The sequence below is a fragment of the Sphingorhabdus sp. genome, assembly GCF_044239045.1.
Taxonomy (GTDB): Bacteria; Pseudomonadota; Alphaproteobacteria; order Sphingomonadales; family Sphingomonadaceae; genus Sphingorhabdus_B.
On record NZ_JBIICD010000002.1, the window covers coordinates 59,524 to 81,776 of the forward strand.

Annotated in this window: 21 protein-coding genes and 1 tRNA gene; 13 read left to right on the top strand and 9 right to left on the bottom strand. The window is 55.7% G+C overall.

What is annotated here, in order from left to right:
• The first annotated feature begins 157 nt into the window (after nt 1-157).
• Nucleotides 158-1,759: a phosphoenolpyruvate carboxykinase gene (locus ACILP4_RS01125; RefSeq protein WP_395618919.1), complete on the top strand. Its 1,602-nt coding sequence runs from the start codon at nt 158-160 to the stop codon at nt 1,757-1,759.
• Between the two features lie 38 nt (nt 1,760-1,797).
• Complete coding sequence (locus ACILP4_RS01130) at nt 1,798-2,250, top strand: hypothetical protein (protein ID WP_395618920.1); 453 nt, start codon at nt 1,798-1,800, stop codon at nt 2,248-2,250.
• Nucleotides 2,251-2,287: 37 nt separating this feature from the next.
• Here ACILP4_RS01130 and ACILP4_RS01135 read toward each other — a convergent pair whose 3' ends face one another.
• A complete protein-coding gene (locus ACILP4_RS01135; RefSeq protein ID WP_395618921.1) occupies nt 2,288-2,521 on the bottom strand; it encodes an NfeD family protein in 234 nt (77 codons plus the stop codon).
• Nucleotides 2,522-2,717: 196 nt separating this feature from the next.
• Here ACILP4_RS01135 and ACILP4_RS01140 point away from each other — a divergent pair, with 196 nt between their 5' ends.
• The 4 genes from ACILP4_RS01140 to ACILP4_RS01155 are packed head-to-tail and all read left to right on the top strand — an operon-like array spanning nt 2,718 to nt 7,465.
• Entirely contained in the window at nt 2,718-4,202 is a 1,485-nt protein-coding gene (locus ACILP4_RS01140) for a M28 family peptidase (protein WP_395618922.1), read from the top strand.
• Between the two features lie 54 nt (nt 4,203-4,256).
• Nucleotides 4,257-5,717 carry an IMP dehydrogenase gene (gene guaB / locus ACILP4_RS01145; RefSeq protein WP_395618923.1) on the top strand — a complete coding sequence of 487 codons (1,461 nt, stop codon included), beginning with the start codon at nt 4,257-4,259 and terminating at the stop codon, nt 5,715-5,717.
• A gap of 3 nt (nt 5,718-5,720) precedes the next feature.
• The gene (locus tag ACILP4_RS01150) at nt 5,721-6,902 is read left to right on the top strand and encodes an RsmB/NOP family class I SAM-dependent RNA methyltransferase (protein ID WP_395618924.1); all 1,182 of its coding nucleotides are present in this window, start codon (nt 5,721-5,723) and stop codon (nt 6,900-6,902) included.
• A gap of 35 nt (nt 6,903-6,937) precedes the next feature.
• On the top strand, nt 6,938-7,465 hold the full coding sequence (locus ACILP4_RS01155; RefSeq protein ID WP_395618925.1) for a hypothetical protein: 528 nt from the start codon (nt 6,938-6,940) through the stop codon (nt 7,463-7,465).
• Between the two features lie 4 nt (nt 7,466-7,469).
• On the opposite strand, the gene ACILP4_RS01160 is transcribed toward ACILP4_RS01155, so the two are convergent.
• Complete coding sequence (locus ACILP4_RS01160) at nt 7,470-7,955, bottom strand: RNA pyrophosphohydrolase (RefSeq protein ID WP_395618926.1); 486 nt, start codon at nt 7,953-7,955, stop codon at nt 7,470-7,472.
• Complete coding sequence (locus ACILP4_RS01165) at nt 7,952-8,911, bottom strand: alpha/beta hydrolase (RefSeq protein ID WP_395618927.1); 960 nt, start codon at nt 8,909-8,911, stop codon at nt 7,952-7,954. The genes ACILP4_RS01160 and ACILP4_RS01165 overlap by 4 nt, the downstream gene beginning before the upstream one ends.
• Before the next feature lie 157 nt (nt 8,912-9,068).
• Here ACILP4_RS01165 and ACILP4_RS01170 point away from each other — a divergent pair, with 157 nt between their 5' ends.
• Both ACILP4_RS01170 and ACILP4_RS01175 read left to right on the top strand, forming a co-directional pair.
• A complete protein-coding gene (locus ACILP4_RS01170) occupies nt 9,069-10,028 on the top strand; it encodes a metal-dependent hydrolase (RefSeq protein WP_395618928.1) in 960 nt (319 codons plus the stop codon).
• Nucleotides 10,025-11,422 (top strand): cryptochrome/photolyase family protein, encoded by a 1,398-nt coding sequence (locus ACILP4_RS01175; RefSeq protein WP_395618929.1) that lies wholly within the window; start codon nt 10,025-10,027, stop codon nt 11,420-11,422. Before ACILP4_RS01170 ends, ACILP4_RS01175 begins: the two co-directional genes overlap by 4 nt.
• Nucleotides 11,423-11,604: 182 nt before the next feature.
• Here ACILP4_RS01175 and ACILP4_RS01180 read toward each other — a convergent pair whose 3' ends face one another.
• Together ACILP4_RS01180 and purF are read right to left on the bottom strand one after the other, a co-directional pair.
• The gene (locus tag ACILP4_RS01180; protein WP_395618930.1) at nt 11,605-12,315 is read right to left on the bottom strand and encodes an SDR family NAD(P)-dependent oxidoreductase; all 711 of its coding nucleotides are present in this window, start codon (nt 12,313-12,315) and stop codon (nt 11,605-11,607) included.
• 2 nt (nt 12,316-12,317) lie between these two features.
• On the bottom strand, nt 12,318-13,775 hold the full coding sequence (gene purF / locus ACILP4_RS01185) for an amidophosphoribosyltransferase (RefSeq protein ID WP_395618931.1): 1,458 nt from the start codon (nt 13,773-13,775) through the stop codon (nt 12,318-12,320).
• A 128-nt stretch (nt 13,776-13,903) separates the two neighbouring features.
• On the opposite strand from purF, the gene hisI reads away from it, so the two are divergent.
• A complete protein-coding gene (gene hisI / locus ACILP4_RS01190) occupies nt 13,904-14,263 on the top strand; it encodes a phosphoribosyl-AMP cyclohydrolase (protein ID WP_395619024.1) in 360 nt (119 codons plus the stop codon).
• A gap of 57 nt (nt 14,264-14,320) precedes the next feature.
• Here the strand turns inward: hisI and ACILP4_RS01195 are convergent, their stop codons facing one another.
• The 4 genes from ACILP4_RS01195 to ACILP4_RS01210 all read right to left on the bottom strand — a co-directional run bounded on the left by ACILP4_RS01195 (nt 14,321) and on the right by ACILP4_RS01210 (nt 18,348).
• Nucleotides 14,321-15,538 (bottom strand): dihydroorotase family protein, encoded by a 1,218-nt coding sequence (locus ACILP4_RS01195; protein ID WP_395618932.1) that lies wholly within the window; start codon nt 15,536-15,538, stop codon nt 14,321-14,323.
• Nucleotides 15,535-16,530, bottom strand: coding sequence for an aspartate carbamoyltransferase catalytic subunit (locus ACILP4_RS01200; RefSeq protein ID WP_395618933.1), 996 nt, complete (start codon nt 16,528-16,530; stop codon nt 15,535-15,537). Before ACILP4_RS01200 ends, ACILP4_RS01195 begins: the two co-directional genes overlap by 4 nt.
• Nucleotides 16,531-16,780: 250 nt before the next feature.
• Nucleotides 16,781-17,242: a Holliday junction resolvase RuvX gene (gene ruvX / locus ACILP4_RS01205; protein WP_395619025.1), complete on the bottom strand. Its 462-nt coding sequence runs from the start codon at nt 17,240-17,242 to the stop codon at nt 16,781-16,783.
• Nucleotides 17,239-18,348 (bottom strand): DUF3089 domain-containing protein, encoded by a 1,110-nt coding sequence (locus tag ACILP4_RS01210; RefSeq protein WP_395618934.1) that lies wholly within the window; start codon nt 18,346-18,348, stop codon nt 17,239-17,241. The genes ruvX and ACILP4_RS01210 overlap by 4 nt, the downstream gene beginning before the upstream one ends.
• A gap of 140 nt (nt 18,349-18,488) precedes the next feature.
• Here ACILP4_RS01210 and gatC point away from each other — a divergent pair, with 140 nt between their 5' ends.
• The 4 genes from gatC to ACILP4_RS01230 all read left to right on the top strand — a co-directional run bounded on the left by gatC (nt 18,489) and on the right by ACILP4_RS01230 (nt 22,167).
• Nucleotides 18,489-18,776 (top strand): Asp-tRNA(Asn)/Glu-tRNA(Gln) amidotransferase subunit GatC, encoded by a 288-nt coding sequence (gene gatC / locus ACILP4_RS01215; protein ID WP_125230048.1) that lies wholly within the window; start codon nt 18,489-18,491, stop codon nt 18,774-18,776.
• A 124-nt stretch (nt 18,777-18,900) separates the two neighbouring features.
• Nucleotides 18,901-20,385: an Asp-tRNA(Asn)/Glu-tRNA(Gln) amidotransferase subunit GatA gene (gatA, locus tag ACILP4_RS01220; protein WP_395618935.1), complete on the top strand. Its 1,485-nt coding sequence runs from the start codon at nt 18,901-18,903 to the stop codon at nt 20,383-20,385.
• Between the two features lie 126 nt (nt 20,386-20,511).
• Nucleotides 20,512-21,978, top strand: coding sequence for an Asp-tRNA(Asn)/Glu-tRNA(Gln) amidotransferase subunit GatB (gene gatB / locus ACILP4_RS01225; RefSeq protein ID WP_395618936.1), 1,467 nt, complete (start codon nt 20,512-20,514; stop codon nt 21,976-21,978).
• A 104-nt stretch (nt 21,979-22,082) separates the two neighbouring features.
• A tRNA-Leu gene (locus tag ACILP4_RS01230) sits at nt 22,083-22,167 on the top strand.
• The last annotated feature ends 86 nt before the right edge of the window (nt 22,168-22,253 follow it).

Here is a 22,253-nt window from a genome sequence, read left to right on the forward strand (position 1 = left end):
AATCAATTGCGCATTCTAAGCAAAGTCTGTCGTGGATAACCTGTGTCTTGCAAAATGACACGCCCCCTATTTGACCTTCTACGATGCATCGTATACCGGCGGCGTCTTCAATGTGCATACGTATGCACTAGATTCGCAATTTTTGCCGGAGCTTGTAATGTCGACACCACTGAATATCTCACTTGCGCAACAGGGTTTCGACACAGAAGCGACACTGTTTTGCAACCTCGGCACGGCGCCATTGGTGGAAGCCGCTTTGGCCAATTCAGAAGGCATGCTGGCCAAGGATGGTCCGCTTGTTGTCAAAACCGGCGCGCATACTGGCCGCTCGGCGAAGGATAAATATATTGTCCGCGACGCCGAAACCGAAAACAGCATCTGGTGGGGCAAGACCAATGTCGCCATGGATCCCGCGCATTTCGCAGCTTTGAAGGAAGATTTCATTGCGGCGCTTGGCGGTAAAGACAAGTTATATGTTGCTGATCTGTTTGGCGGGTCGCAGCCTGAGCATCGGGTCAATGTCCGCGTTATCAACGAATTTGCGTGGCATAATTTGTTCATTCGCACATTGCTGGTGCGCCCGACCCAAAACGAATTGGCGAGCTTCGTTCCCGAATATACCATCATCGATTTGCCGAGCTTCCGCGCCGATCCGGCACGCCATGGTTGCCGCAGTGAGACGGTGATTGCGGTCAACTTCACTGAAAAGCTGATCCTGATTGGCGGCACCGCTTATGCTGGCGAAATGAAGAAGTCGGTGTTCGGTATCCTCAATTACTTGCTGCCGGTAAAAGGCGTGATGCCCATGCATTGTTCGGCCAATATTGGTGCGGATGGGCATACCGCTGTGTTTTTTGGCCTGTCAGGCACCGGCAAGACCACATTGTCAGCCGACGCCAGCCGCACATTGATAGGTGATGACGAACATGGCTGGTCCGACACCGCCGTTTTCAACTTTGAAGGTGGATGCTACGCCAAGATGATCCGGCTGTCGCCTGAGGCGGAGCCTGAAATCTTCGCCACTACAAAGCGTTTTGGCACGGTGCTTGAAAATGTTGTCATTGACCCGAAAACACGCGAATTGGACTTTGACGACAACAGCCTCGCCGAAAATAGCCGTGGTTCGTACCCCATCGAATTTATTCCGAATACATCGGAAAAAAATATGGGCCCCGTGCCCAATACGATCATCTTCCTGACCGCCGATGCCTATGGCGTGTTGCCGCCCATCGCGCGGTTAACGCCGGATCAGGCGATGTATCATTTCCTTTCGGGCTATACGGCACGTGTTGCCGGGACCGAAATTGGCGTAACGGAGCCGGAGGCGACATTCTCCACCTGCTTTGGCGCGCCATTCATGCCGCGGCACCCAAGCGTCTATGGCAATTTGTTGAAAGAGCGCATTGCCAAGGGCAGTGTCCAATGCTGGTTGGTCAACACTGGCTGGACCGGTGGTAAGGCAACGATGCCCGGCATCAGCCGTATGCCGATAAAGGCCACGCGTGCGCTTTTGAATGCGGCGCTGGATGGTAGCCTGAACAATGCCGAATTCCGCCAGGATCCAAACTTTGGCTTTGAATTTCCGGTGGCGGTGCCGGGCGTCGACAGTGGCATCCTTGACCCGCGGGCGGCATGGTCCGACAGCGCGGAATATGATGTGACGGCGCGAAAGCTGGCACAACAATTCATTGATAATTTCGCGCAATTTGCCGATCATGTTGATGAAGGTGTTAGGCAGTCGGCACCTAAAGTGCCTTAACACGTCCGGATATGCCGGACTGATTGGAAGTCCGGAGAATGTCCAGTTTTGATGTTCGCTTGTTCGCCGATGATGCGTCGATAGTCGCTATTGGTGAGGGCTTGTTGGCTGCCACTTTGCCGCGTGACGCGTGGACACATGAGGCGCATTTGGCGGCGTGCAGCTGGCTTGTCCGTGATCGTTGCGATATTGATATAGAGTGCGAATTGCCGGGGATTATATCGAGGTACAATCTCGCTAGTGGCGGCGTGAATGATGATGCCCAAGGTTATCACGAGACAATCACCCAAGTGTATGTCGCAGCGGTGAAGGCGCATTTCGCGGATGTCGGGAGCCACCTATTTCTCTATCAGTCGGTCAATAGCCTGTTGCTATCAGCACGCGGACGCCGGGATTATCCGCTTCGCTTTTATTCCAAAGAGCTTCTATTTTCGGCGGAGGCTCGGCGGACCTTTGTGGCGCCTGATCTTGGCAGTCTAGATCGGATGTAAAGCATGATTGCGTTGCATCTCTGGCTTGATGGCGTGTTTACTGGTGAAACTTTTTACCCGCAAAGACGGTCAAGACGGACAATATGACGAACATTGCGACTTGATAGGCAAGGGTGATGGGCAGGAAATAGTCCGCTGTGCCTATAATCAATGCAGCCAAGCCAACCCACATCAGATATCGGCCCCGCGCAACCCATTCGGCGAGTATTAGGGAGATCCCAAGCACAAGCCAGAACCAATGCGTTGATAATGTGTCGAGCCACTCAGACATTTTTTCACCCTATATTGTTAATTTCCGGACCGCAAATATTACCGAAGCAGAAGAGTGAATTGCGGCGAACCGAGGCGCTGCGTAGCGATTTAAGTGTCGCATGATTGAATCGATGCATGTAGAGAAAGCGAAGTTGACGATAGAGCGTTCCCGACATGCGATGGGCGGCGTTATATCCTGATCCGGAGCGATAAATATGCGTCTTGCCCGTTATGCCTTTCTTATAAGCACAGCCGCGCTGGCTTGCGGGCCATTATCTGCAAAAGGCGTGACCGAGGCGGACTTGCGCGGCCATGTTGAAATACTTGCCAGCGACGCATTTGAAGGGCGCAAACCGGGCACCGAAGGCGAAGCCAAGACAGTCAAATATATTGCCGAAGCTTGGGCAAAGGCAGAGCTGAAACCTGCGGCGGCCGACGGCAGCTGGTTTGATCCAGTGCCGCTGATTCAACGCGGGCGGGGCAGCTCTTCTCATGCTTTCACCGCCAAAGGCCGGAAATTACGGATCGTTTCGGACGACATCGTCCTGATCGGTCAGCAAGCGGCTTATGTGCGCAGCAACGTGCCATTGATATTCACTGGAGCAGGCGTGACAGCGAATGGTAAGGTGGCGGCTGATGTTAAGGGTAAGGCAGCGATCGTCCTATTTGGTGCGGATAATGTACCGGACAATATGAAATCGCCGCGTGCCCGTCGCGAAGCCTTGATTGCGGCGGGTGCAGAGGCGGTCATTTTTGTGGGAGACAGCCAAGGCAATTGGCCGACATTGCGCCGTCAGCTTTTGTCGCGCCCTATCGCGCTGGAGGCCAGAGAGAAGCGCGCGCCATTGGAGGGCGCCATCAGTACCGAGTTTGTGGTCGAGTTGGTTACCGCGGCTGGACAGGATTGGGACAAATTACGCACCAATGCCAAACAGGCGGATTATGCGGGAGAAGCGCTTGGTATTGAAGCGGATCTGGAGGTGAAAACCGACATATATCGTTTCAACAGTTCCAACGTCATCGGCAAGATCCCCGGGCGCAAGAAAAACAGCGGCGCTTTATTGTTCATGGGGCACTGGGACCATCTGGGCATTTGTGCGCCCGAAGGCGCGCCCGACCGTATTTGTAATGGCGCGGTTGATAACGCCAGCGGCATTGCCGTGATGAATGAAGTTGCCGAAGCTTTGGCCAAGAAAAAGCATGATCGTGATATCTATTTTCTGGCGACCACAGCAGAGGAAAGCGGCTTGTTGGGCGCTTATGCCTTTGCTGACAAACCTGTGCTGCCTTTGGACCAGATCATTCTTTCGTTAAACATCGACACTATCGCGATTGCCCCGCGCGGGTCGAAAGTGGCGATTATTGGCCGGGGAACAACGCCGCTGGATGCCGAGGTTGAATCCGTTGCAAAGAAGACGGGTCGGGCAATTGAAGGGTCTACCGATGCCAATGCCTTCCTGCAACGCCAGGACGGGTGGGCGCTGGCGCAAAAGGGTGTTCCTGCGTTGATGGTGGGCGGTTCATTCGCCGACCTGAACCTGATGCAGAAATTTTTGGGCAGTGATTATCATGGTCCCAATGATGAGTTGACCGACATTACAGAATTGGGCGGTGCAGCCGAAGACGCCGACCTCCATATCGCGCTCGGCCGCCATTTTGCCGATACGCGAAAATATAAAGCGAAGAAGGCTGGCGAATAAAAAGGTTACTGTTTACATGGGCCGCCACGAATCAAAGCTTAAAGCGGTGGCCCCATGAAAGAAATTCCCCTCGGTCTTACATTTGACGACGTGCTGTTACAGCCCGGTGCGTCCGATATTTTGCCCAGCCAAGCCGATACACGCACGCGACTGACCAAAAGCATTTCTTTGAATATTCCCGTTTTGTCGTCGGCGATGGACACCGTGACCGAAGCGCGCATGGCCATCGTCATGGCGCAGCTTGGCGGTATTGGTGTCTTGCACCGCAATCTCAGCATCGAAGAACAATGCGCCGCGGTCCGTCAGGTGAAGCGTTTTGAAAGCGGCATGGTCGTCAACCCCATCACCATCGCGCCAGATGCAACATTGGCCGAAGCGCAGGCGCTGATGCTGGCCAATGCCATTTCCGGCATACCGGTGGTGGAAGCGAGCGGAAAGCTTGCGGGCATATTAACCAACCGCGATGTGCGCTTTGCCGAAAATCCAGCGCAACCTGTGTCCGAACTAATGACACACGAAAATCTGGCGACGGTGTCGGCGTCCGTCACGCAAGAAGAAGCGCGGCGTTTGCTGCATCAGCGGCGGATTGAGAAGCTGTTGGTTGTGGATGATGCTTATCATTGTATTGGCCTGATTACGGTCAAGGATATCGAAAAGGCTGTTCTTTACCCCAATGCGACCAAGGATAGCTCCGGACGGTTGCGCGTCGCTGCAGCGACCACCGTCGGTGAAAAAGGCTTGGCTTATACAAAGGCGTTAATTGACGCCGAATGCGACCTGATCGTCGTGGATACGGCGCATGGCCATAGCGCGATGGTCGCCGCTGCGGTTGCCGAAATCAAGCGGATGGCTCCAGAGGTTCAGATTGTGGCTGGCAATGTCGCAACCGCCGCCGCCACCCGCGCGTTGATTGATGCGGGCGCAGATGGCATCAAGGTTGGCATTGGCCCCGGATCAATCTGCACCACTCGCGTGGTTGCGGGCGTTGGCGTGCCGCAATTGACGGCAATTATGGAATCAGCAGCAGAAGCGGCAAAATCCGGAATTCCTGTCATTGCCGATGGCGGTTTGCGTACATCGGGCGATTTGGCCAAGGCGCTTGCCGCTGGTGCATCCTCGGTTATGGTAGGATCATTGCTCGCGGGCACCGAAGAGGCACCGGGCGAGACATTTTTGTATCAAGGCCGCGCCTATAAAAGCTATCGCGGCATGGGCAGCGTGGGCGCAATGGCGCGCGGATCCGCTGACCGCTATTTTCAACAGGATATCAAGGATCAGCTTAAGCTGGTCCCTGAAGGCATTGAAGGGCAGGTGCCCTTCAAAGGGCCTGCACGTGATGTCATTCATCAGCTTGTCGGCGGCGTAAAGGCTGCGATGGGTTATACAGGTTCGCGCACGATCGCCGACCTACAGGAACGCGCGCAGTTTGTGCGTATCACCAATGCCGGATTACGGGAAAGCCATGTTCATGACGTTACCATCACACGCGAAGCACCCAATTATCCGACGCGTTAAGTCATGAGGCCCGCTGCGCGCCTGCAATCGGCGATTGAGTTGGTTGATCAGATCATCCTTGCGGCCCGTGATGGTGGTGCTTCTGCGGATCAGATTGCCAAACGCTTTTTTGCCGAGCGGCGCTATGCGGGGTCAAAGGACCGCCGCGCTGTGCGTGATTTGGCGTGGGGTGTCATCCGGCGTTTTGGCAAGCGCCCTGCGACTGCACGCTCGGCCTTCGCCGCAATGGCGGATGCGGATTCGGAGCTTGCGGCACTGTTCGACGGCAGCGATTATGGCCCGGCGATCATTGACCCAGCAGAGGCGCGTTCGACGGGCGGTGCTTTGCCCAAATGGATAAAGCCTTTATTCTCCGCACATATCGATGAAACCGAGCAAGCATCCTTGCTCGATCGCGCGCCCATGGACTTACGGGTCAACGCGTTAAAGGCCCGGCGGGAGGAAGTTGCGGCTTTGTTGCCAGAGGCGGAAATATTGCCAGCGCTCGACTTTGCGCTGCGCTTGCCCGGTGGCACCGCAATCGACAGTCATCCCGCAGTCGAAAATGGACAAGTTGAGATACAGGATTTGGGCAGCCAGATTATTGTTGAGGCGTGTCAGGCCAAGGGGCTTGGGACCGTGCTTGACCTGTGCGCTGGTGCGGGCGGTAAGACGCTTGCTTTGGCCGCAGCGATGCGAAACGCGGGGCGCCTTATAGCGACCGACACCAACCGCAACCGTCTGGACCAGTTACAGCCACGCGCCGCGCGGGCAGGGGCAAGTAATGTTGAAACGCGCTTGTTAAATCCTAATAAAGAGAAAGACATGCTGTCTGATCTTAAGGATAAATGTGATCTTGTTCTGATCGACGCACCTTGCTCAGGCAGTGGCACTTGGCGGCGGAACCCCGAAACGCGCTGGCGCTTGGATGCTGCACGGTTGAAGCGCGTGGTCGATGAACAAGCCAAGCTGTTGGACATTGGTTCGGAAATGGTCGCGCGTGGCGGGCATATAGTCTATGCGGTATGCTCGCTCATCGAAAATGAGGGCAAGGGGCAAGTGGCAGCGTTCTTGAAATCGCATAATGGCTGGCGCGCGGTGGATGCTGGTGTTTCCATGGGGCGTGCCGATGGTGACGGTGTGTTGCTGACGCCTTTACATGACGGCAGCGACGGCTTTTTCTTCGCGAGGCTCCAAAAGCTGTGATAGCGAAACGGACCGAAAATTTTTGGATAAAATGTATGCGTTTTTCACCCGCGGCGATTGCTCTGTCACTCACGCTCGCCATCATGTCGAGCGCCAGCATCAGCGGCCGGGCGGACGCGGACATTGACGCCCGTTCCATCGCTTTGGTGAAAACCGGCGACGAGGAAGCCAAAGCTGGCCGCGTAGATAGCGCAATCGGTTGGTATGAAACCGCGCTCGCAGTCGACCCGCGCAACCGTGCCGCTTATGTCGGCATGGCGCGGGCGGTTCAAACGCAAGGATTGAACGGCAAGGCCATCAGTTTTTATACAGAGGCGCTGGAGATTGATCCAAATGACCAGATCGCATTGGCCGAGCAAGCCAATGCCTTTATTGCTAAAGGCGCGCTGGAACAGGCGCGAAAGAATATGGCCCGCCTGACAACGGTGTGTCGCACAGATTGCGTCTCCGTTGCTCGCTTGTCGATAGCTATCGAAGCAGCGTCACGCAAGGAACAGGCGCAGGCAAGTGCCATTGACCTAAAAACGAAATTGGGCGCAATGCCGGAGCCTAAGGCGAATTGATCGCCTAAATCAGGTCGGCAAATTCAGCGAGAATATTCTCATATAGCCGCTTTTTAAACGGCACGATGAGTTGCGGGACCATAAGCGCGTCCACCCATTGCCAGCTTGTGAATTCCTGATGCTCGGTTTCAATGTTGATATCGCTATCTCTGCCCTTGAACCGCATGAGAAACCATATCTGCCGCTGACCGCGATATTTGCCCTTCCAGATCCGCCCAATCATATCGTCGGGTAAATCGTAGAAATGCTCTTCTTTGCTGCGGGCGAGAATGTCGACCAAGTCCGCGCGGACGCCGGTTTCTTCGAACAATTCGCGTAAAGCCGCGGCCTCCGCTTCTTCGCCTTCGTCAATGCCGCCTTGTGGCATCTGCCAAGCGTCTGTGCCTTGGGGCCGGTCCATGCGCTGCCCTACGAAAATCTTGCCTTGCATATTGGTAAGCATGATGCCCGCGCAGGGGCGGTAGGGAAGGTCGTCAAAACGAGTGGTCATGCGGCAGGCGATACTTCAGCGAGCATGATTTTCAAAGCATTGATATAGCCTTCGACATCGGCCTGAACCGACGGAATCGCTTGGCGAATGTTGATATGGCCGTGGATGTTGCCGTCGGCGCTGATGTGCTGCACTTTAACGCCCGCTTGTTTCAGCTTTTCGACATAAGCAAGACCCTGATCACGCAAGGGGTCAAGGCTGGCGGTGGTGACGAGGCTGGGGGGCATACCCTCTTGCGGGAAATTGAGAGGTTCAGAGCGATAGTCACCCGGCACAGCTGCATGGCCTTCGCCGAAATAGGCCATGCCCTCTTCGGTCAGCAAATAGCCGCTGGAAAACGCCCGCATGCTTGGCCAATCGGGGTCAAGCGTGACGACAGGGTAAATGGGAAACTGCACCAATACCGGCACAGCAGCCGGCTTGTCGCGCAGCGCCATGCTGGTCACAATAGTCAGATTTCCGCCCGCGCTGTCGCCCGAGGTGATGAGACCAGTTACCGTAAGGCCAAGTTCCGCGGGGCTAGATGCAATCCACCGCGTTGCCGCTTCGCAATCTTCCGCAGGGGCGGGGAAGGGATGTTCCGGCGATAGGCGATAATCGATGGAAATGACGGGCAGGTCAAGCAAGCGCGCAACTTCGGCGCAATAAGGCTCATAGCTATACAGGCTGCCAATGACGAAGCCGCCGCCATGGTAAAACACCATGACAGGGCCAGGGCCCCGATCAGCACGGCGGTCATAAACCCGCGCGGGAATCGTTCCTGCAGGGCCGGGAATGTCTATATCGCGAATGACGGCAAGTTCACCGACAGGCGCATCAGCAACATCGCGCATCGCCGACGTGATCGCACGCGCTTCTGCTGCGGGCACTTCCCAAAATTTAGGACCTGGCGCCGCGTTCAAAAATTGCAGGAACAGGGCCACATCAGGGCGAACAAAGGGTGTTGTTTCAGTCATCTCATTCTCCATGTTGGTTGGATGATAGGGCGCTGAATAGGACAGGTCTAGCTTATTGGGTCGCAAGACGATGTGGTTCGCGCCGCGGGGTGCAGAAAATCAGCATAGCGATAACGCCGTATTGCCATTCCGGAACCATTGCGCCAGCAGCGGGCCTATGGATAATCTCACACATAGCCTTGTCGGTGCGCTTATTGGCCAAATGGGACTTAAGCGGAAAACCGGCCTTGCGATGCCGACGCTTATCATTGCGGCGAACATTCCCGATATTGACGCTGTGGCGACTTTGCTTGGCGGGCAACAGCATCTCGCTTTGCGGCGTGGGTTGACGCATGGGCCGATTGCAATGCTGGTCCTGCCGCTGATTTTGTGGGGCATCATGCTGTGCTATGACCGCTGGCAAACCCAGCGGGGGAAGCGACCGGAGAAGCGGCTGCCTTTGCATAAGGGCTGGCTGCTTGCCTTGGCCTATATCGGTTGCCTCAGCCATCCCTTGTTTGATTGGTTCAACAGCTATGGCATCCGCTTCTTGGAACCCTTTTCCAGTCAGTGGTTCTATGGCGATACATTGTTCATCATTGATATTTGGTTGTGGGCGGCTTTGATCGCGGGCGTTTGGATTTCACGGCGGCGTGAGCGGCAAGGCGCAAGCTGGCGCGCGCCGGCTCTGGTGAGCTTCACAGCCATCTGCGCCTATATTCTCGCCAATGGCCTGATAACGAACCGCGCCGAGCAATTGACGGCGGAGGCCGTGCAGCAAAAGCATGATATTGTGCCCACCCTCGTCGTGGCAAACCCCGTTCCTGTCCAATTTTGGAAGCGGGAAATGCTGTGGCGCAATGACAGACTTTATGGGCAGGGCATCTACACCGCTTTCAGCACCGTCCGCATCGATGACGCGGCGCGCGCGCATTATATGGGCGTGGCGGATAAGCAGTCCTTCGCAGAAAATGTAACCGAGCAGTCTCCATTGCTGTTTTGGTCTCGCATGCCCGTCGCGCAGATCGTGCGTGAGGGCGATAGGAAGGCGTTGAAAGTTTCCGACCAACGCTTTGTCGACCCGATGGTCGGTGATCGCTTTTCTGAGACTTTTCCGATCGGAGATGACGGCAAATGACAGCGCCCGTGATACTCTGGTTCCGCCGTGATTTGCGCCTGTCGGATCAGCCCGCATTGACAGCGGCCGTTGCGAGCGGCGCGCCGGTCATTCCAGTGTATATCCTCGACGATGATACGCCGAAACATCGCAAAATGGGCGCTGCATCGCGTTGGTGGTTGCACCATAGCCTGACCGCGTTGGATGCGGATTTGCAGAAGTTAGGTTCAAAGCTGCTCCTGCGCACAGGTAAATCTGATGAGATTTTGCGCGCCTTGGCCGCAGAAACCAATGCGTCGGTCATTCATTGCATCCGCCATTATGAACCTTGGTGGCGCAATGCCGAAAAAGCGGTGGCGAACGGATTGCGCGAAGGTACGGCGTTGATATGCCATGACGGTAATTATCTACTTCCCGCCGGCAGCGTGACCACAGGCAGCGGTGGGCAGTATAAGATCTACACCCCGTTCATGCGCGCTTTGTGGCAGCATATGCCGCCGCCAGTGCCGCATCCCGCTCCAACAAAAATTGCCGCGCCAGATAGTTGGCCCGATAGCGATAGTCTCTCCGCATGGAATTTGCTGCCGACGAAGCCCGATTGGTCGGGCGACATGGGAGACATGTGGACGCCTGGTGCGGCAGGCGCACAAGACCGGCTCACGGCCTTTGTCGATAAGGCAAAGTTTTACGACGAGAAACGCAACCTGCCGTCGGTAGAAGGCTCCTCCTTTCTGTCTCCGCATTTACACTTTGGCGAGATATCACCTGCCGCCTGCTGGCATGCAACCATGGATCAGGGCGGTTCGGTGGATGTGTTTCTGAAAGAACTGGTCTGGCGCGATTATGCGCAGAATGTCATTGTCCAGATGCCCGAATATGGCGCAAAAAATGCGCGTGATGCATTTGATAATCTTCCGTGGCGTGACCTTTCTGATCCGGCGGTTCAGGCGGATTTTGTTGCTTGGACTAAGGGTCGGACGGGCTATCCCATCGTCGATGCCGGCATGCGGCAATTATGGGCGACGGGTTGGATGCATAACCGCGTGCGCATGATTGCGGCATCGTTTCTGGTCAAACATCTGCTGATCGATTGGCGCGAAGGTGAAAAGTGGTTTTGGGATACGTTGGTCGATGCCGATTATGGCAGCAACAGCGTCAATTGGCAGTGGACGGCTGGAACAGGTGTCGACAGCAATATGTTCGTGCGTATCATGGCGCCCTTGTCGCAATCAGAGAAATTCGATGCCGCGCGCTATATCCGTGAATGGGTGCCTGAATTGGCAGCGTTGCAAGAACCTTATATCCACGACCCCGATGAATATGGCGCGCGTCCTAAAAACTATCCACGCAAGATCATAGGTCACAAAGCCGCGCGTGAACGTGCGTTACAGGCCCATGCTGTGGTGAAGGGATAGGACCATCCGCCTATTATCGGTCGTCATCCTGAACTTGTTTCAGGATAACGAACCAATGTCGCTTGTTATCCTGAAACAAGTTCAGGATGACGAGGGGGCGTTCAAGATGACTGAGGGTCGTTTAGGATGACTGAGGGTCGTTTAGGATGACGATGGGTCGTTTAGGATGACGAAAAAACTTCTTAACCCGCAACCACCAACCGATGCCCGGTCGCAAATTCGGTCTGCAGTATCTGTAGTATTGCATCTGCAACAACCGATGGCTCTTTGACCGTTGACGGGTCTTCGCCCGGATAGGCCTTTGCCCGCATCGCGGTGCGCGTGCGGCCTGGGTCGACGATTGCGGTGCGCACCTGCGAAAGGTTTTTGACCTCATCGCCATAGCATTCGACCAAATTTTCCAACGCCGCCTTTGACGCGCCATATGCGCCCCAAAACGCACGTGGGCTGGCGCCAACGGAGGAGGTCAGCGCAACCAGTCGGCCTGCATCACTTTTACGCAACAAGGCATCGAACGATGCGATCATCACTTGCTGTGCCGTGACGTTCAATGTGAACAATCGTGCAAATTCCGCGCCATCAATCGCGGGCACGGGGCTTAAGGTCCCCAGCATGGCCGCATTCAAGACAAGGATATCGAGCTTGCCCCAACGTTCGGTAACTGCGGCGGCAAGACGGGCGATGCTGTCGCCATCGGTTAAATCGAGCGGCGCAATGGTCGCACTACCGCCAGCAGCAAAAATTGCGTCTTCAACCGCCTCAAGGTCTTTGGCCGTACGTGCAGTCAAAATGACATGCGCGCCTTGCGCCGCCAATGCCGTCGCCGTCGCCGCACCAATCCCGCGACTTGCGCCAGTTACGAGCGCAATCTTGCCTTCAAATGCTTTGGTCATAGTTATGCCAGTTTTTGCTCGCCAAGCATCATGAGGTCGCTTGCCGCATGTTCCTCATGGTCGGTCAGGGTGGTTGGATAATCGCCGGTGAAACACGCGTCGCAATATTGCGGTGTGTCCGCATGGCGCGAATCTTCGCCAAGCGCGCGATATAGGCCGTCGATGGACAAAAACGCGAGACTGTCGGCCTGAATAAACTGACGCATTTCTTCGACATCCATACGGCTGGCGAGCAGCTTGGAGCGTTCGGGGGTATCCACGCCGTAAAAGCAGCTGTTCATTGTCGGTGGGCTGGCGATACGCATATGTACTTCGGCGGCACCGGCCTCGCGCATCATCTGCACGATTTTGAGCGACGTTGTGCCGCGGACGATGGAATCGTCGATAAGGACAATGCGTTTGCCGGCAACCAAATTTCTGTTGGCGTTATGCTTTAACTTCACACCCAAATGGCGAACGCCGTCACCCGGCTGAATGAAGGTGCGGCCGACATAATGCGAACGGATGATACCCAGTTCAAACGGGATTTTCGCCGCTTCGGCATAGCCAATGGCCGCTGGCGTGCCGCTATCGGGCACTGGAATGACATAATCGACATCAATGCCATTTTCCCGCGCGAGTTCAGCGCCAATTGCCTTGCGGACCGAATAGACGCTGATGCCTTCAACGATCGAGTCTGGGCGTGAGAAATAGACATGTTCAAAGATGCAGGGCCGTTGCGAAATGGGAATGAACGGCTTGTGCGATTGAATTTCGGTTCCGCGCACCACAACCAATTCGCCAGGTTCTACCGAACGGATATACTCCGCGCCCACGATATCGAGCGCGACGGTTTCCGAGGCAAAGATGATAGTGTCGCCAAGCTTGCCCATGACCAATGGCCGAATACCCAACGGGTCGCGGCAGGCAATCATGCCCTCTGTCGTCAGGCACAGGAGCGAATAGGCACCCTCTACGCGCTTCAACGCGTCAATCAAACGGTCGAGCAACGTCCGGTAACCGGAAGTCGCAACCAGATGAATGATCACTTCTGTGTCGGACGTCGACTGGAAAATGGAACCACGACGCACAAGGTCGCGGCGCAGGGTCATCGCATTCGAAATATTGCCATTATGCGCAATAGCGAAGCCGCCCGTGGCAAGATCGGCATATAAAGGCTGAACATTGCGCAGTGATGTTTCGCCCGTCGTTGAATAACGAACATGACCAATCGCACATCGTCCGACGAGGCCGCCGATGATTTCTTCGCGGTCAAAATTGCCTGCAACATGGCCCATCGCCCGATGCGTGTGGAAATCATGGTCGTCAAAGCTGGTAATACCCGCAGCCTCTTGGCCGCGATGTTGGAGCGCGTGGAGGCCAAGAGCCACCATAGCAGAGGCGCCTTCAGTGTCATAGACACCGAAAATTCCGCACTCCTCGCGAAGTTTGTCGTCATCAAAAGGGTCGGTGGTCAGCATATATCGAATCCCGCTGCGCTTCGCTGTGACGCCTATAGGCATGGCTTTTACAATTGTCTCCCCCTTGTCGTGCGATTGTCACAAAGAAAATGTTGGCGGGGCAAAGATGCTTGGGTTACCTACCCGATATGACCGACGAACAAGAGAGCGGATCGACGCTTAACCCCAAATATGACGCCAACGGACTGGTGACTGCCGTCATCACGGATGAAGCCGATGGTGCCGTGTTAATGGTGGGGCATATGAATGCAGAGGCACTTGCGAAAAGCATCGAAACGCGCACGGCCGTGTTTTTCTCGCGCAGCCGTCAGCGGCTTTGGCAAAAGGGCGAAAGCAGTGGCAATGTCTTGCATATTGTCGACATGCGTATCGATTGTGATCAAGACGCCCTGTGGATCATCGCGCGGCCGCAAGGACCAACCTGCCATACCGGCGCAAGAAGCTGCTTTTATCGTAAGGTGACCGATGGCGGGTTGGAGCCCGTTTGAACGCAGCAGCGATGCTGCAGGCCCGCCACGGGATATTAAAGCAATATCTGCCTGACGCTAAATAAGCTTGCCGCCCTTTAACATCTTCCGAACACGGCCCTGTACTGGCAAACGGTCGAAGGGTGTGTTGCCGGCCAGTGCGGCCATGCGGTCACCATCGACCTGCCAGGGTGCATCAGCGTCAATCAGGATCAGATCGGCCTCTTGTCCTTCACCTATTTGACCTGCGTTCAATCCTAATATCTTCGCAGGGTTCGACGCGAGCAATTCAAACATACGGCCCATCGAAATCACATTATCGCGGACGAGGTTGAGCGACAGCGCCAGCAATGTCTCTGCTCCCGCCATGCCAGGCGCGCTTTCGGAAAACGGCAGACGCTTGTCTTCTGGACCGCGCGGATCATGGCCTGATGCGATGACGTCAATGGTGCCATCGGCAATGGCCTTTATACATGCCAGTCGGTCGCTTTCGGATCGCAGCGGCGGTGATAGCCGCGCAAAGGTGCGGAAATCCGAAATGGCATTGTCCGACAGGAACAGATGCGCTGGCGTGATGCCACAGGTTACGCGTAGGCCTTTCGCTTTTGCTGCGCGAATTAGATCGAGGCCGCGTGCGGTGGTGACTTGCCGGAAATGCACATGCGCGCCGCTTTCTTCCGCCAATAAGAGGTCGCGGGCGATAGCCAATGTTTCGGCAACAATGGGGGCGCTTGCAAGGCCTAGCAATGTGGCGGTTTCACCTGCCGTTGCGACGGCATGGCCGGCCACCCCTGAATCTTCGCTATGCACAATGACGGGAAGGTCTAAAGCGGCGCAATAATGCATGATGCGGAGCATGACGCCGCTGTCAGCTATCCATTTGCGGCCAGTCGCCACTGCTACAGCGCCAGCGTCTTTCATCAACGCAATTTCCGCCATATGCAGACCATCAAGGCCTTGGGTCGCGGCGGCAAGCGGGTGCACCCATAGATCAGGCTTACCCTTTAATGCGGCAAAGCGCACGGTCGCTGGATCGTCATGCACAGGTGATTGATCGGGCATCAATGCCGCGCGGGTTATCCCGCCGAATCGGAAGGCGGGCTTGTCGGTTTTGAAAACACCCAAATCAATGACGCCCGGCGCGACGATCAACCCGCTGGCGTCAATATGGTCTGCTGTTTGGTCAGCCTTGCCAACCGATGCAATTTTGCCGTCCGCGATATGCAGCGGCAACAGCTCTGCCTTCTTCGCACCGGGCAGGATGATATTGCCTTGAAGGATGTTCACGCTGGTCATGCCCAACCCTCCTGACAGCGCGCTTTGCGGGTCAAAATGTCGAGACAGGCCATCCGTACCGCAACGCCCATTTCTACTTGCTCGGTAATGGCGGAGCGGTCGACATGGTCGGCAACGCTGCTGGCAATTTCCACGCCCCTGTTCATCGGGCCAGGGTGCATGACAAGCGCGTCCGGCTTGGCCAACGCCAACCGTCGTTCGTCGAGGCCATATAGATGGAAATATTCACGCGGTGAGGGGATGAAATCGCCCTGCATCCGTTCGTTTTGCAGACGCAGCATCATGATCACATCGGCCCCGTTCAATGCGGCATCGAAATTGCTGAAGGGAATGGCGCCAAATGCTTGTATGCCGCTCGGCATCAGGGCAGGGGGCGCGACAACGCGTACTTCTGCGCCCAATGATTTGAGGCAGAACAGGTTTGACCGGGCGACGCGGCTGTGCAGGACATCGCCACAAATCACGACGGTTTGTCCTTCGACCTTGCCCTTACGGCGCATGATGGTCAGCGCGTCTAGTAGGGCTTGCGTCGGGTGCTCGTGGCTGCCGTCACCGGCGTTGAGGACCGGGCAGTCAACCTTGCTGGAGATAAGTTGCACAGCGCCCGAACTACCATGGCGAATCACAATGGCATCGGCGCGCATGGCGTTGAGTGTCATGGCCGTGTCGATGAGGGTCTCACCCTTTTTCACGCTCGACTGCGCTGCGTGCATATTCACAACGTCGGCGCCGAGCCGCTTTCCCGCGATTTCGAACGACAATAATGTGCGGGTAGAATTCTCGAAAAAGGCGTTGATGATAGTCAGGCCAGATAGCGTGTCCGCATGTTTCGCAGCGCCTGCGCGGTTGAGAGCAACCCATTGCTCTGCCTCTTTGAGGATGTAGAGAATTTCCCAGGGCTGAAGTCCGGCAATACCAAGCAAATGCTTGTGCGGAAAGGCATCCGACCCGCTAGGAAAGCTGTCGGCTGCGAAAGGTGATGTCCATGTCATTAAAGCGATGCCCTTAACGGGGATTTGGGTGAGACTCAAATGTTTTGTAAGGTTGGGGCTTCGGCGCGCCATTCAGCACGGTTCTAAAAAATTATCCGTCACCCTGAACTTGTTTCAGGGTCTATTTAGTCTTTCTAGCTCTGGGCTTGCTGCGCGATAGACCCTGAAACAAGTTCAGGATGACGATCTAGACTTATTCTGACTTTCATCATGCAGGAGCGGTAGGCGTCCATAAACCCGCCAACCAACATCACCCACTGGTCAGCGCATCAATCGCACCTTGCAGGATGAACGCCGCCGCGCCGCTGTCGATTTTCTCGGCGCGTTTGGCGCGGCTCATGTCGGCGGCAATCATATCGCGTTCGACGGCTTGGGTCGACCAGCGTTCATCGCGCAGTAAAATGGGAAGACCCAAATCTTCGATATTTTTTGCAAAGGCGCGGCTCGACTGGCTTCGCGGGCTTTCGCTGCCATCCATGTTGAGCGGCAGGCCAATCACAATGCCGCGCGTTGGCCGCGTCGCAATAGCGGCCTTTAATTCGAATTTATCTTTCGTAAACTTGGCGCGCTTAATCAGGTCCGCAGGCGAGGCGAACGTCCAGCCAGCATCGCAAAAGGCCGTGCCGATGGTTTTGCTGCCGATATCGAGCCCGATTAAAACCCCGCCGTTAGGCAGTTGATCGCGGAAGCTGGCAACCGATTCAAAAATCATTTCTGCAGATACTTCTTCAATCGCCATGTCGCATCCGCCCGCACATTGGCCCAGAATAAGGGGAAGTCATAGACATGATAATTGTTACCGGGCAGGACATAAGGGCCAATCTCCGGCGGATCACCTATCAACAAAAAGCCTTTGCCATCGCATCGCGCCGGTACTGCGCCGACAATCAGCGCGCCGGTCTCTAGCTTATCATCCGGTTTCAACGTGCCCAAATTGGCCTCCATCAAAGCCGCAGGCTTCGCGCCGCCGTTAAGCGGATTGGTGCACAGCATCGGCGTGTCCTTGCGCGGCGTGCCGTTAAATCCGGTTGTGGCGTTATAGACTTTGACGATCCGTTCATATTCGGCAGGCTCGGCAAAGCTTTGCCATGCCATGATGCAGCCTGTGTCATCACGACCAGCGCAAGCGGGTAAGCCCATTTGTGGCAGATCAGCGGTCATCGATATCGGCCACCCAACGGCATAGACCGCGACAATGCGTTTTGCGATTAGCTTGCCCGCCACGCGGTCCTTAAGCAAATTTGTCAGGTGCAGGGCGCCTTGGCTATGCCCCGCCAATATGATCGGGCGGTCCTTTTGCACCTTTGCCGCAAATTCATCAAAAGCCAAAAGGACGTCTTGATAAGCGGCATTCAAGGCTTGCTGGCCCTCTGGCTTGGTGGTCAGAAACGCGCCAATTGCTGCCTGACGGTATCGTGGCGCCCACATTTCGCCTGCACTGACCAGCGGCGAGGCAAGGCCGCGCAGGAACATACGCGCGCGGTCCTGTGATTCTGCATCGTTCAGCGGCGCATTCCAATAATCCCGGCCGATATAGGATGTAGGATGCACAAAGAATATCGCGGCTGAACCTGGCATTTCGGGTTTCGCTGCGCCAGTCGGCAACCAGTCCGCGGGATTGTCTGTTTTGCCGGGGCGCGCAAACCACATGTCATTGCCCGCATATTTACTGGGATCAAAGGCGGGTTGTCGTTCAAACTTGGCCGTCGGGACAAAGGCAAGCTCGGTCAGCTCGCTTTCATAAATACGAATGACAAAGCCACCGGCAATGACAAGTACGATGAGCGCTGCGACGATATAAAGAAATTTACGTGCCAAGTGTATGTCCCAAGATTTTGATGCGATTTACCCTATTAGATGGAAATAGCATCGGAAAATTGAATGGGGGCTGAAAGATTAGGTCTTTACCCCAAGCTTTTCCGTTGAAGCAATGCAGGCGCAATGCTAGCGGCGGGCTTATGTCTGTAGATAAAGATACCGTGAACAAAATCGCACGGCTTTCGCGTATCGCGATTAGCGATGCTGAGGCTGACAAAATGGTCGGCGAGCTCAATGGCATTTTGGCCTGGGTGGAACAATTGGGAGAGGTCGACGTCACCGGCGTCGAGCCGATGACAGCTGTCATCGCCAATAAGCTGCGCCTGCGCGATGATGTTGTGACCGATGGCGATGTGCGCGACAAAGTGCTCGCCAATGCACCAGCCAAGGAAGGCAGCTTCTTTGGCGTGCCGAAGGTGATTGAATAATGGGCCTTCACACTCCCGGTACCGCCGTTCTTTGCCCCCTCATCGTCATCCTGAACTTGTTTCAGGATAACGCTCAACCATCGCGTGTTATCCTGAAACAAGTTCAGGATGACGAGGATTTTGTATGACCGAACTTACCAAATTAGGCGTTGCCGCGATCCGTGACGGTGTATCTTCCGGCGCATTTACTGCAGTTGAAGTGGCGACCGCCTTCAATTCTAATGTCGCCAAGGCAAAGGCCTTGAACGCTTTCATCGTGGAAACCCCAGAAAAGGCGATAGAGGCTGCGCAAGCCGTCGATGCTGACCGCGCCGCTGGCAAGCCGCTGGGCAAAATGGCTGGCGTGCCGATTGGTATGAAGGATCTTTTCTGCACCGAAGGCGTGCAGACGACTGCCGCTAGCCATATCCTCGAAGGCTTTGTGCCGACCTATGAATCGACGGTTTCTGCTAATTTGTGGAAGGCCGGGGCAGGGATGTTAGGCAAGCTCAACCTTGACCAGTTCGCGATGGGCTCGTCGAACGAAACCAGCTATTTTGGCAATGTCATCTCGCCATGGCGGCGCAATGACGGCAGCACGGCCGCATTGGCGCCCGGCGGTTCTTCGGGCGGTTCGTCGTCGGCTATCGCGGCGCGGCTTTGCCCTGCGGCCACCGGAACCGACACGGGCGGATCGATTCGTCAGCCAGCGGCTTTTGTCGGCATTAGCGGCATCAAGCCGACTTATGGTCGCTGCTCGCGCTGGGGCGTTGTGGCGTTTGCCAGCTCCTTGGACCAAGCTGGCCCAATGGCCCGCGACGTGCGCGATTGCGCGATCATGTTGGAGGCGATGGCGGGCTTTGACCCTAAGGATTCGACTTCGCTCGATTTGCCAGTCCCCGCATGGGAAGCTGGCCTGAACAGCGACCTCAAAGGCAAGCGTATCGGCATCCCCAAGGAATATCGCCTCGACGGTATAGACGAAGATATCGCCAGTATGTGGGACAATGGCATCGCTTGGTTGAAGGATGCGGGCGCGGAAATCGTCGATATCAGCCTGCCGCACACCAAATATGCGCTGCCAGCTTATTATATCATCGCCCCTGCAGAAGCGTCATCGAACCTTGCGCGCTATGACGGTGTGCGCTTCGGTCTGCGCGACTTGCCGGAGGGTGCTGGCCTGCAAGACATGTATGCCGCGACCCGCGCCGCTGGCTTTGGCGAAGAAGTGCGCCGCCGTATCATGATCGGCACTTATGTGTTGAGCGCTGGTTTCTACGACGCCTATTACACCCAAGCGCAAAAGGTCCGCGCCTTGATCGCGCGTGATTTTGACAATGCATGGGCAAGCTGTGACCTCATCCTCGCGCCAACCGCACCAAGCGCGGCCTTTGGATTGGGTGAAAAGAACGCCGATCCATTGTCGATGTATCTGAACGACGTATTCGCGGTGCCTGCCTCGCTGGCTGGTCTGCCTGCCATGTCCGTGCCCGGTGGCCTGAGCAAAGAGGGTTTGCCCTTGGGACTTCAGATTATCGGCAAAGCGCTCGATGAACAGGCGGTGTTGAACGCGGGCCTCGCGATTGAACAACGTTCAGGATTTACGGCGGAAGCTGGAGAGTGGTGGTGAACGATCTCCAGAAGACAGCATTAACGCTGCTATTAGGGAGCGTGATAGGGTTGATCTCTTGGATTGGGCGCAAGCGGAATATTGGCGAGGCGCGCTTTGATAGCAAAACTGGAAAGCAGATAGAAGATGAGTGAATACCGCATCCAGGGAAACACCGGCGAATGGGAGGTCGTGATTGGCCTTGAGGTCCATGCGCAGGTGACGAGCCATTCCAAGCTATTTTCGGGCGCTTCTGCGGCTTATGGCGGAGAGCCGAACAGCCATGTGAGCTTGGTAGATGCCGCCATGCCGGGCATGTTGCCCGTGCCCAACCGCGAATGCCTGCGTCAGGCCGTCCGCACGGGCATGGCAATCAATGCGCAGATCAACCGCTGGTCACGCTTTGACCGTAAGAATTATTTCTATGCCGATTTGCCGCAGGGATACCAGATTTCCCAGCTTTATCACCCGATCGTGGGTGAGGGCGAGATTGAGGTTACGCTGAACGAAAAAGATCCCGACAGCCCGACCAAGAAAATCGGTATTGAGCGCATCCATGTCGAACAAGACGCGGGTAAGTTGATGCATGACCAGCATCCAACGATGTCTTTCGTTGATTTGAACCGTTCGGGTGTGGCCTTGATGGAAATAGTATCGCGCCCTGATATCAGCAGTCCGCAGGAAGCCGGCGCATATCTTAAAAAACTGCGCTCGATCCTGCGTTACGTCGGCTCTTGCGATGGGAATATGGAGCAAGGCTCGATGCGCGCCGATGTCAATGTCTCGGTGCGAAAGCCAGGCGGCGAATTGGGCACGCGCACCGAAACTAAGAACGTCAACTCTATCCGCTTCATGATGCAGGCGATTGAATATGAGGCGCAGCGTCAGGTGGACCTGATCGAAAGCGGCGGCGCAGTGGTGCAGGAAACCCGCCTGTTCGACCCCAACAAAATGGAAACGCGGTCGATGCGGTCAAAAGAAGACGCGCATGACTATCGTTACTTCCCCGACCCCGATTTATTGCCGGTGGAACTCGACGACGCGTTTTTGGAGGAATGCCGTGCGTCCTTGCCTGAACTTCCCGATGCCAAGCGTGCACGGTATGAGGCGATGGGCCTGACGGCCTATAACGCCGCCGTTCTGACGGTGGAGGCCGAAACGGCGTTTTGGTTTGAGGATTTGTTGGCCGAAGGCGTGGATGCCAAGCAAGGTTCGAACTGGCTGATGTCCGAATTGTTCGGCGCGCTGAACAAGATGGGCAAGACTTTGGACGAAAGCCCGGTCAATCCAAAGCAAGCCGCAGAATTGCTGGGTCTAGTTGCCGATGGCACGATCAGCGGCAGCATCGCGAAGCAAGTTTTTGAAATCATGCTTGAAACGGGGCAGGCCGCATCGGCAATCGTCGAAGAAAAGGGCCTGAAGCAAACCAGCGACACAGGCGCAATCGAAGCCGAAATCGCCAAAATCATGGCCGCGAACGAAGACAAGGTTGCGGAATATCGATCCGGTAAGGACAAATTGTTCGGCTTCTTCGTGGGCCAAACCATGAAGGCCATGCAGGGCAAGGCTAATCCGCAAATCATCAACGATTTGCTGAAAAAGGCTTTAGGGTAAGCAGGCGGTGCAGGGGGGCGGTGGTTTCGCCGCTTCTCCCCTTGCCCCGCAGCGGCTTTCCCGTTAGAGGCTCCCGTCGTTTGTTAAACGACAGCTTTTCGTAAGCGGGCGTGGCGGAATTGGTAGACGCACCAGATTTAGGTTCTGGCATCGCAAGGTGTGGGGGTTCGAGTCCCTTCGCCCGCACCACGAAAAAGGGATATCCCGGGCTGTCGTTGAACCCGAAAGCCATTTAACAGTTTTTGGCAGGCCAGCGGGCCTGTCGTAGATAGAGA

What these genes read in the sequence shown, in the direction of transcription:
- ACILP4_RS01150 (WP_395618924.1), top strand. Translation starts at nt 5,721, where the DNA reads ATGAGGCCCGCTGCGCGCCTGCAATCGGCGATTGAGTTGGTTGATCAG.
- ruvX (WP_395619025.1), bottom strand. Translation starts at nt 17,242, where the DNA reads ATGATTTTTGAATCGGTTGCCAGCTTCCGCGATCAACTGCCTAACGGC.
- ACILP4_RS01170 (WP_395618928.1), top strand. Translation starts at nt 9,069, where the DNA reads ATGGATAATCTCACACATAGCCTTGTCGGTGCGCTTATTGGCCAAATG.
- ACILP4_RS01155 (WP_395618925.1), top strand. Translation starts at nt 6,938, where the DNA reads ATGCGTTTTTCACCCGCGGCGATTGCTCTGTCACTCACGCTCGCCATC.
- ACILP4_RS01175 (WP_395618929.1), top strand. Translation starts at nt 10,025, where the DNA reads ATGACAGCGCCCGTGATACTCTGGTTCCGCCGTGATTTGCGCCTGTCG.
- purF (WP_395618931.1), bottom strand. Translation starts at nt 13,775, where the DNA reads ATGCTGACCACCGACCCTTTTGATGACGACAAACTTCGCGAGGAGTGC.
- ACILP4_RS01180 (WP_395618930.1), bottom strand. Translation starts at nt 12,315, where the DNA reads ATGACCAAAGCATTTGAAGGCAAGATTGCGCTCGTAACTGGCGCAAGT.
- ACILP4_RS01140 (WP_395618922.1), top strand. Translation starts at nt 2,718, where the DNA reads ATGCGTCTTGCCCGTTATGCCTTTCTTATAAGCACAGCCGCGCTGGCT.
- ACILP4_RS01130 (WP_395618920.1), top strand. Translation starts at nt 1,798, where the DNA reads ATGTCCAGTTTTGATGTTCGCTTGTTCGCCGATGATGCGTCGATAGTC.
- gatA (WP_395618935.1), top strand. Translation starts at nt 18,901, where the DNA reads ATGACCGAACTTACCAAATTAGGCGTTGCCGCGATCCGTGACGGTGTA.
- ACILP4_RS01135 (WP_395618921.1), bottom strand. Translation starts at nt 2,521, where the DNA reads ATGTCTGAGTGGCTCGACACATTATCAACGCATTGGTTCTGGCTTGTG.
- ACILP4_RS01125 (WP_395618919.1), top strand. Translation starts at nt 158, where the DNA reads ATGTCGACACCACTGAATATCTCACTTGCGCAACAGGGTTTCGACACA.
- ACILP4_RS01165 (WP_395618927.1), bottom strand. Translation starts at nt 8,911, where the DNA reads ATGACTGAAACAACACCCTTTGTTCGCCCTGATGTGGCCCTGTTCCTG.
- gatB (WP_395618936.1), top strand. Translation starts at nt 20,512, where the DNA reads ATGAGTGAATACCGCATCCAGGGAAACACCGGCGAATGGGAGGTCGTG.
- gatC (WP_125230048.1), top strand. Translation starts at nt 18,489, where the DNA reads ATGTCTGTAGATAAAGATACCGTGAACAAAATCGCACGGCTTTCGCGT.
- hisI (WP_395619024.1), top strand. Translation starts at nt 13,904, where the DNA reads ATGACCGACGAACAAGAGAGCGGATCGACGCTTAACCCCAAATATGAC.
- ACILP4_RS01200 (WP_395618933.1), bottom strand. Translation starts at nt 16,530, where the DNA reads ATGACATGGACATCACCTTTCGCAGCCGACAGCTTTCCTAGCGGGTCG.
- guaB (WP_395618923.1), top strand. Translation starts at nt 4,257, where the DNA reads ATGAAAGAAATTCCCCTCGGTCTTACATTTGACGACGTGCTGTTACAG.
- ACILP4_RS01160 (WP_395618926.1), bottom strand. Translation starts at nt 7,955, where the DNA reads ATGACCACTCGTTTTGACGACCTTCCCTACCGCCCCTGCGCGGGCATC.
- ACILP4_RS01195 (WP_395618932.1), bottom strand. Translation starts at nt 15,538, where the DNA reads ATGACCAGCGTGAACATCCTTCAAGGCAATATCATCCTGCCCGGTGCG.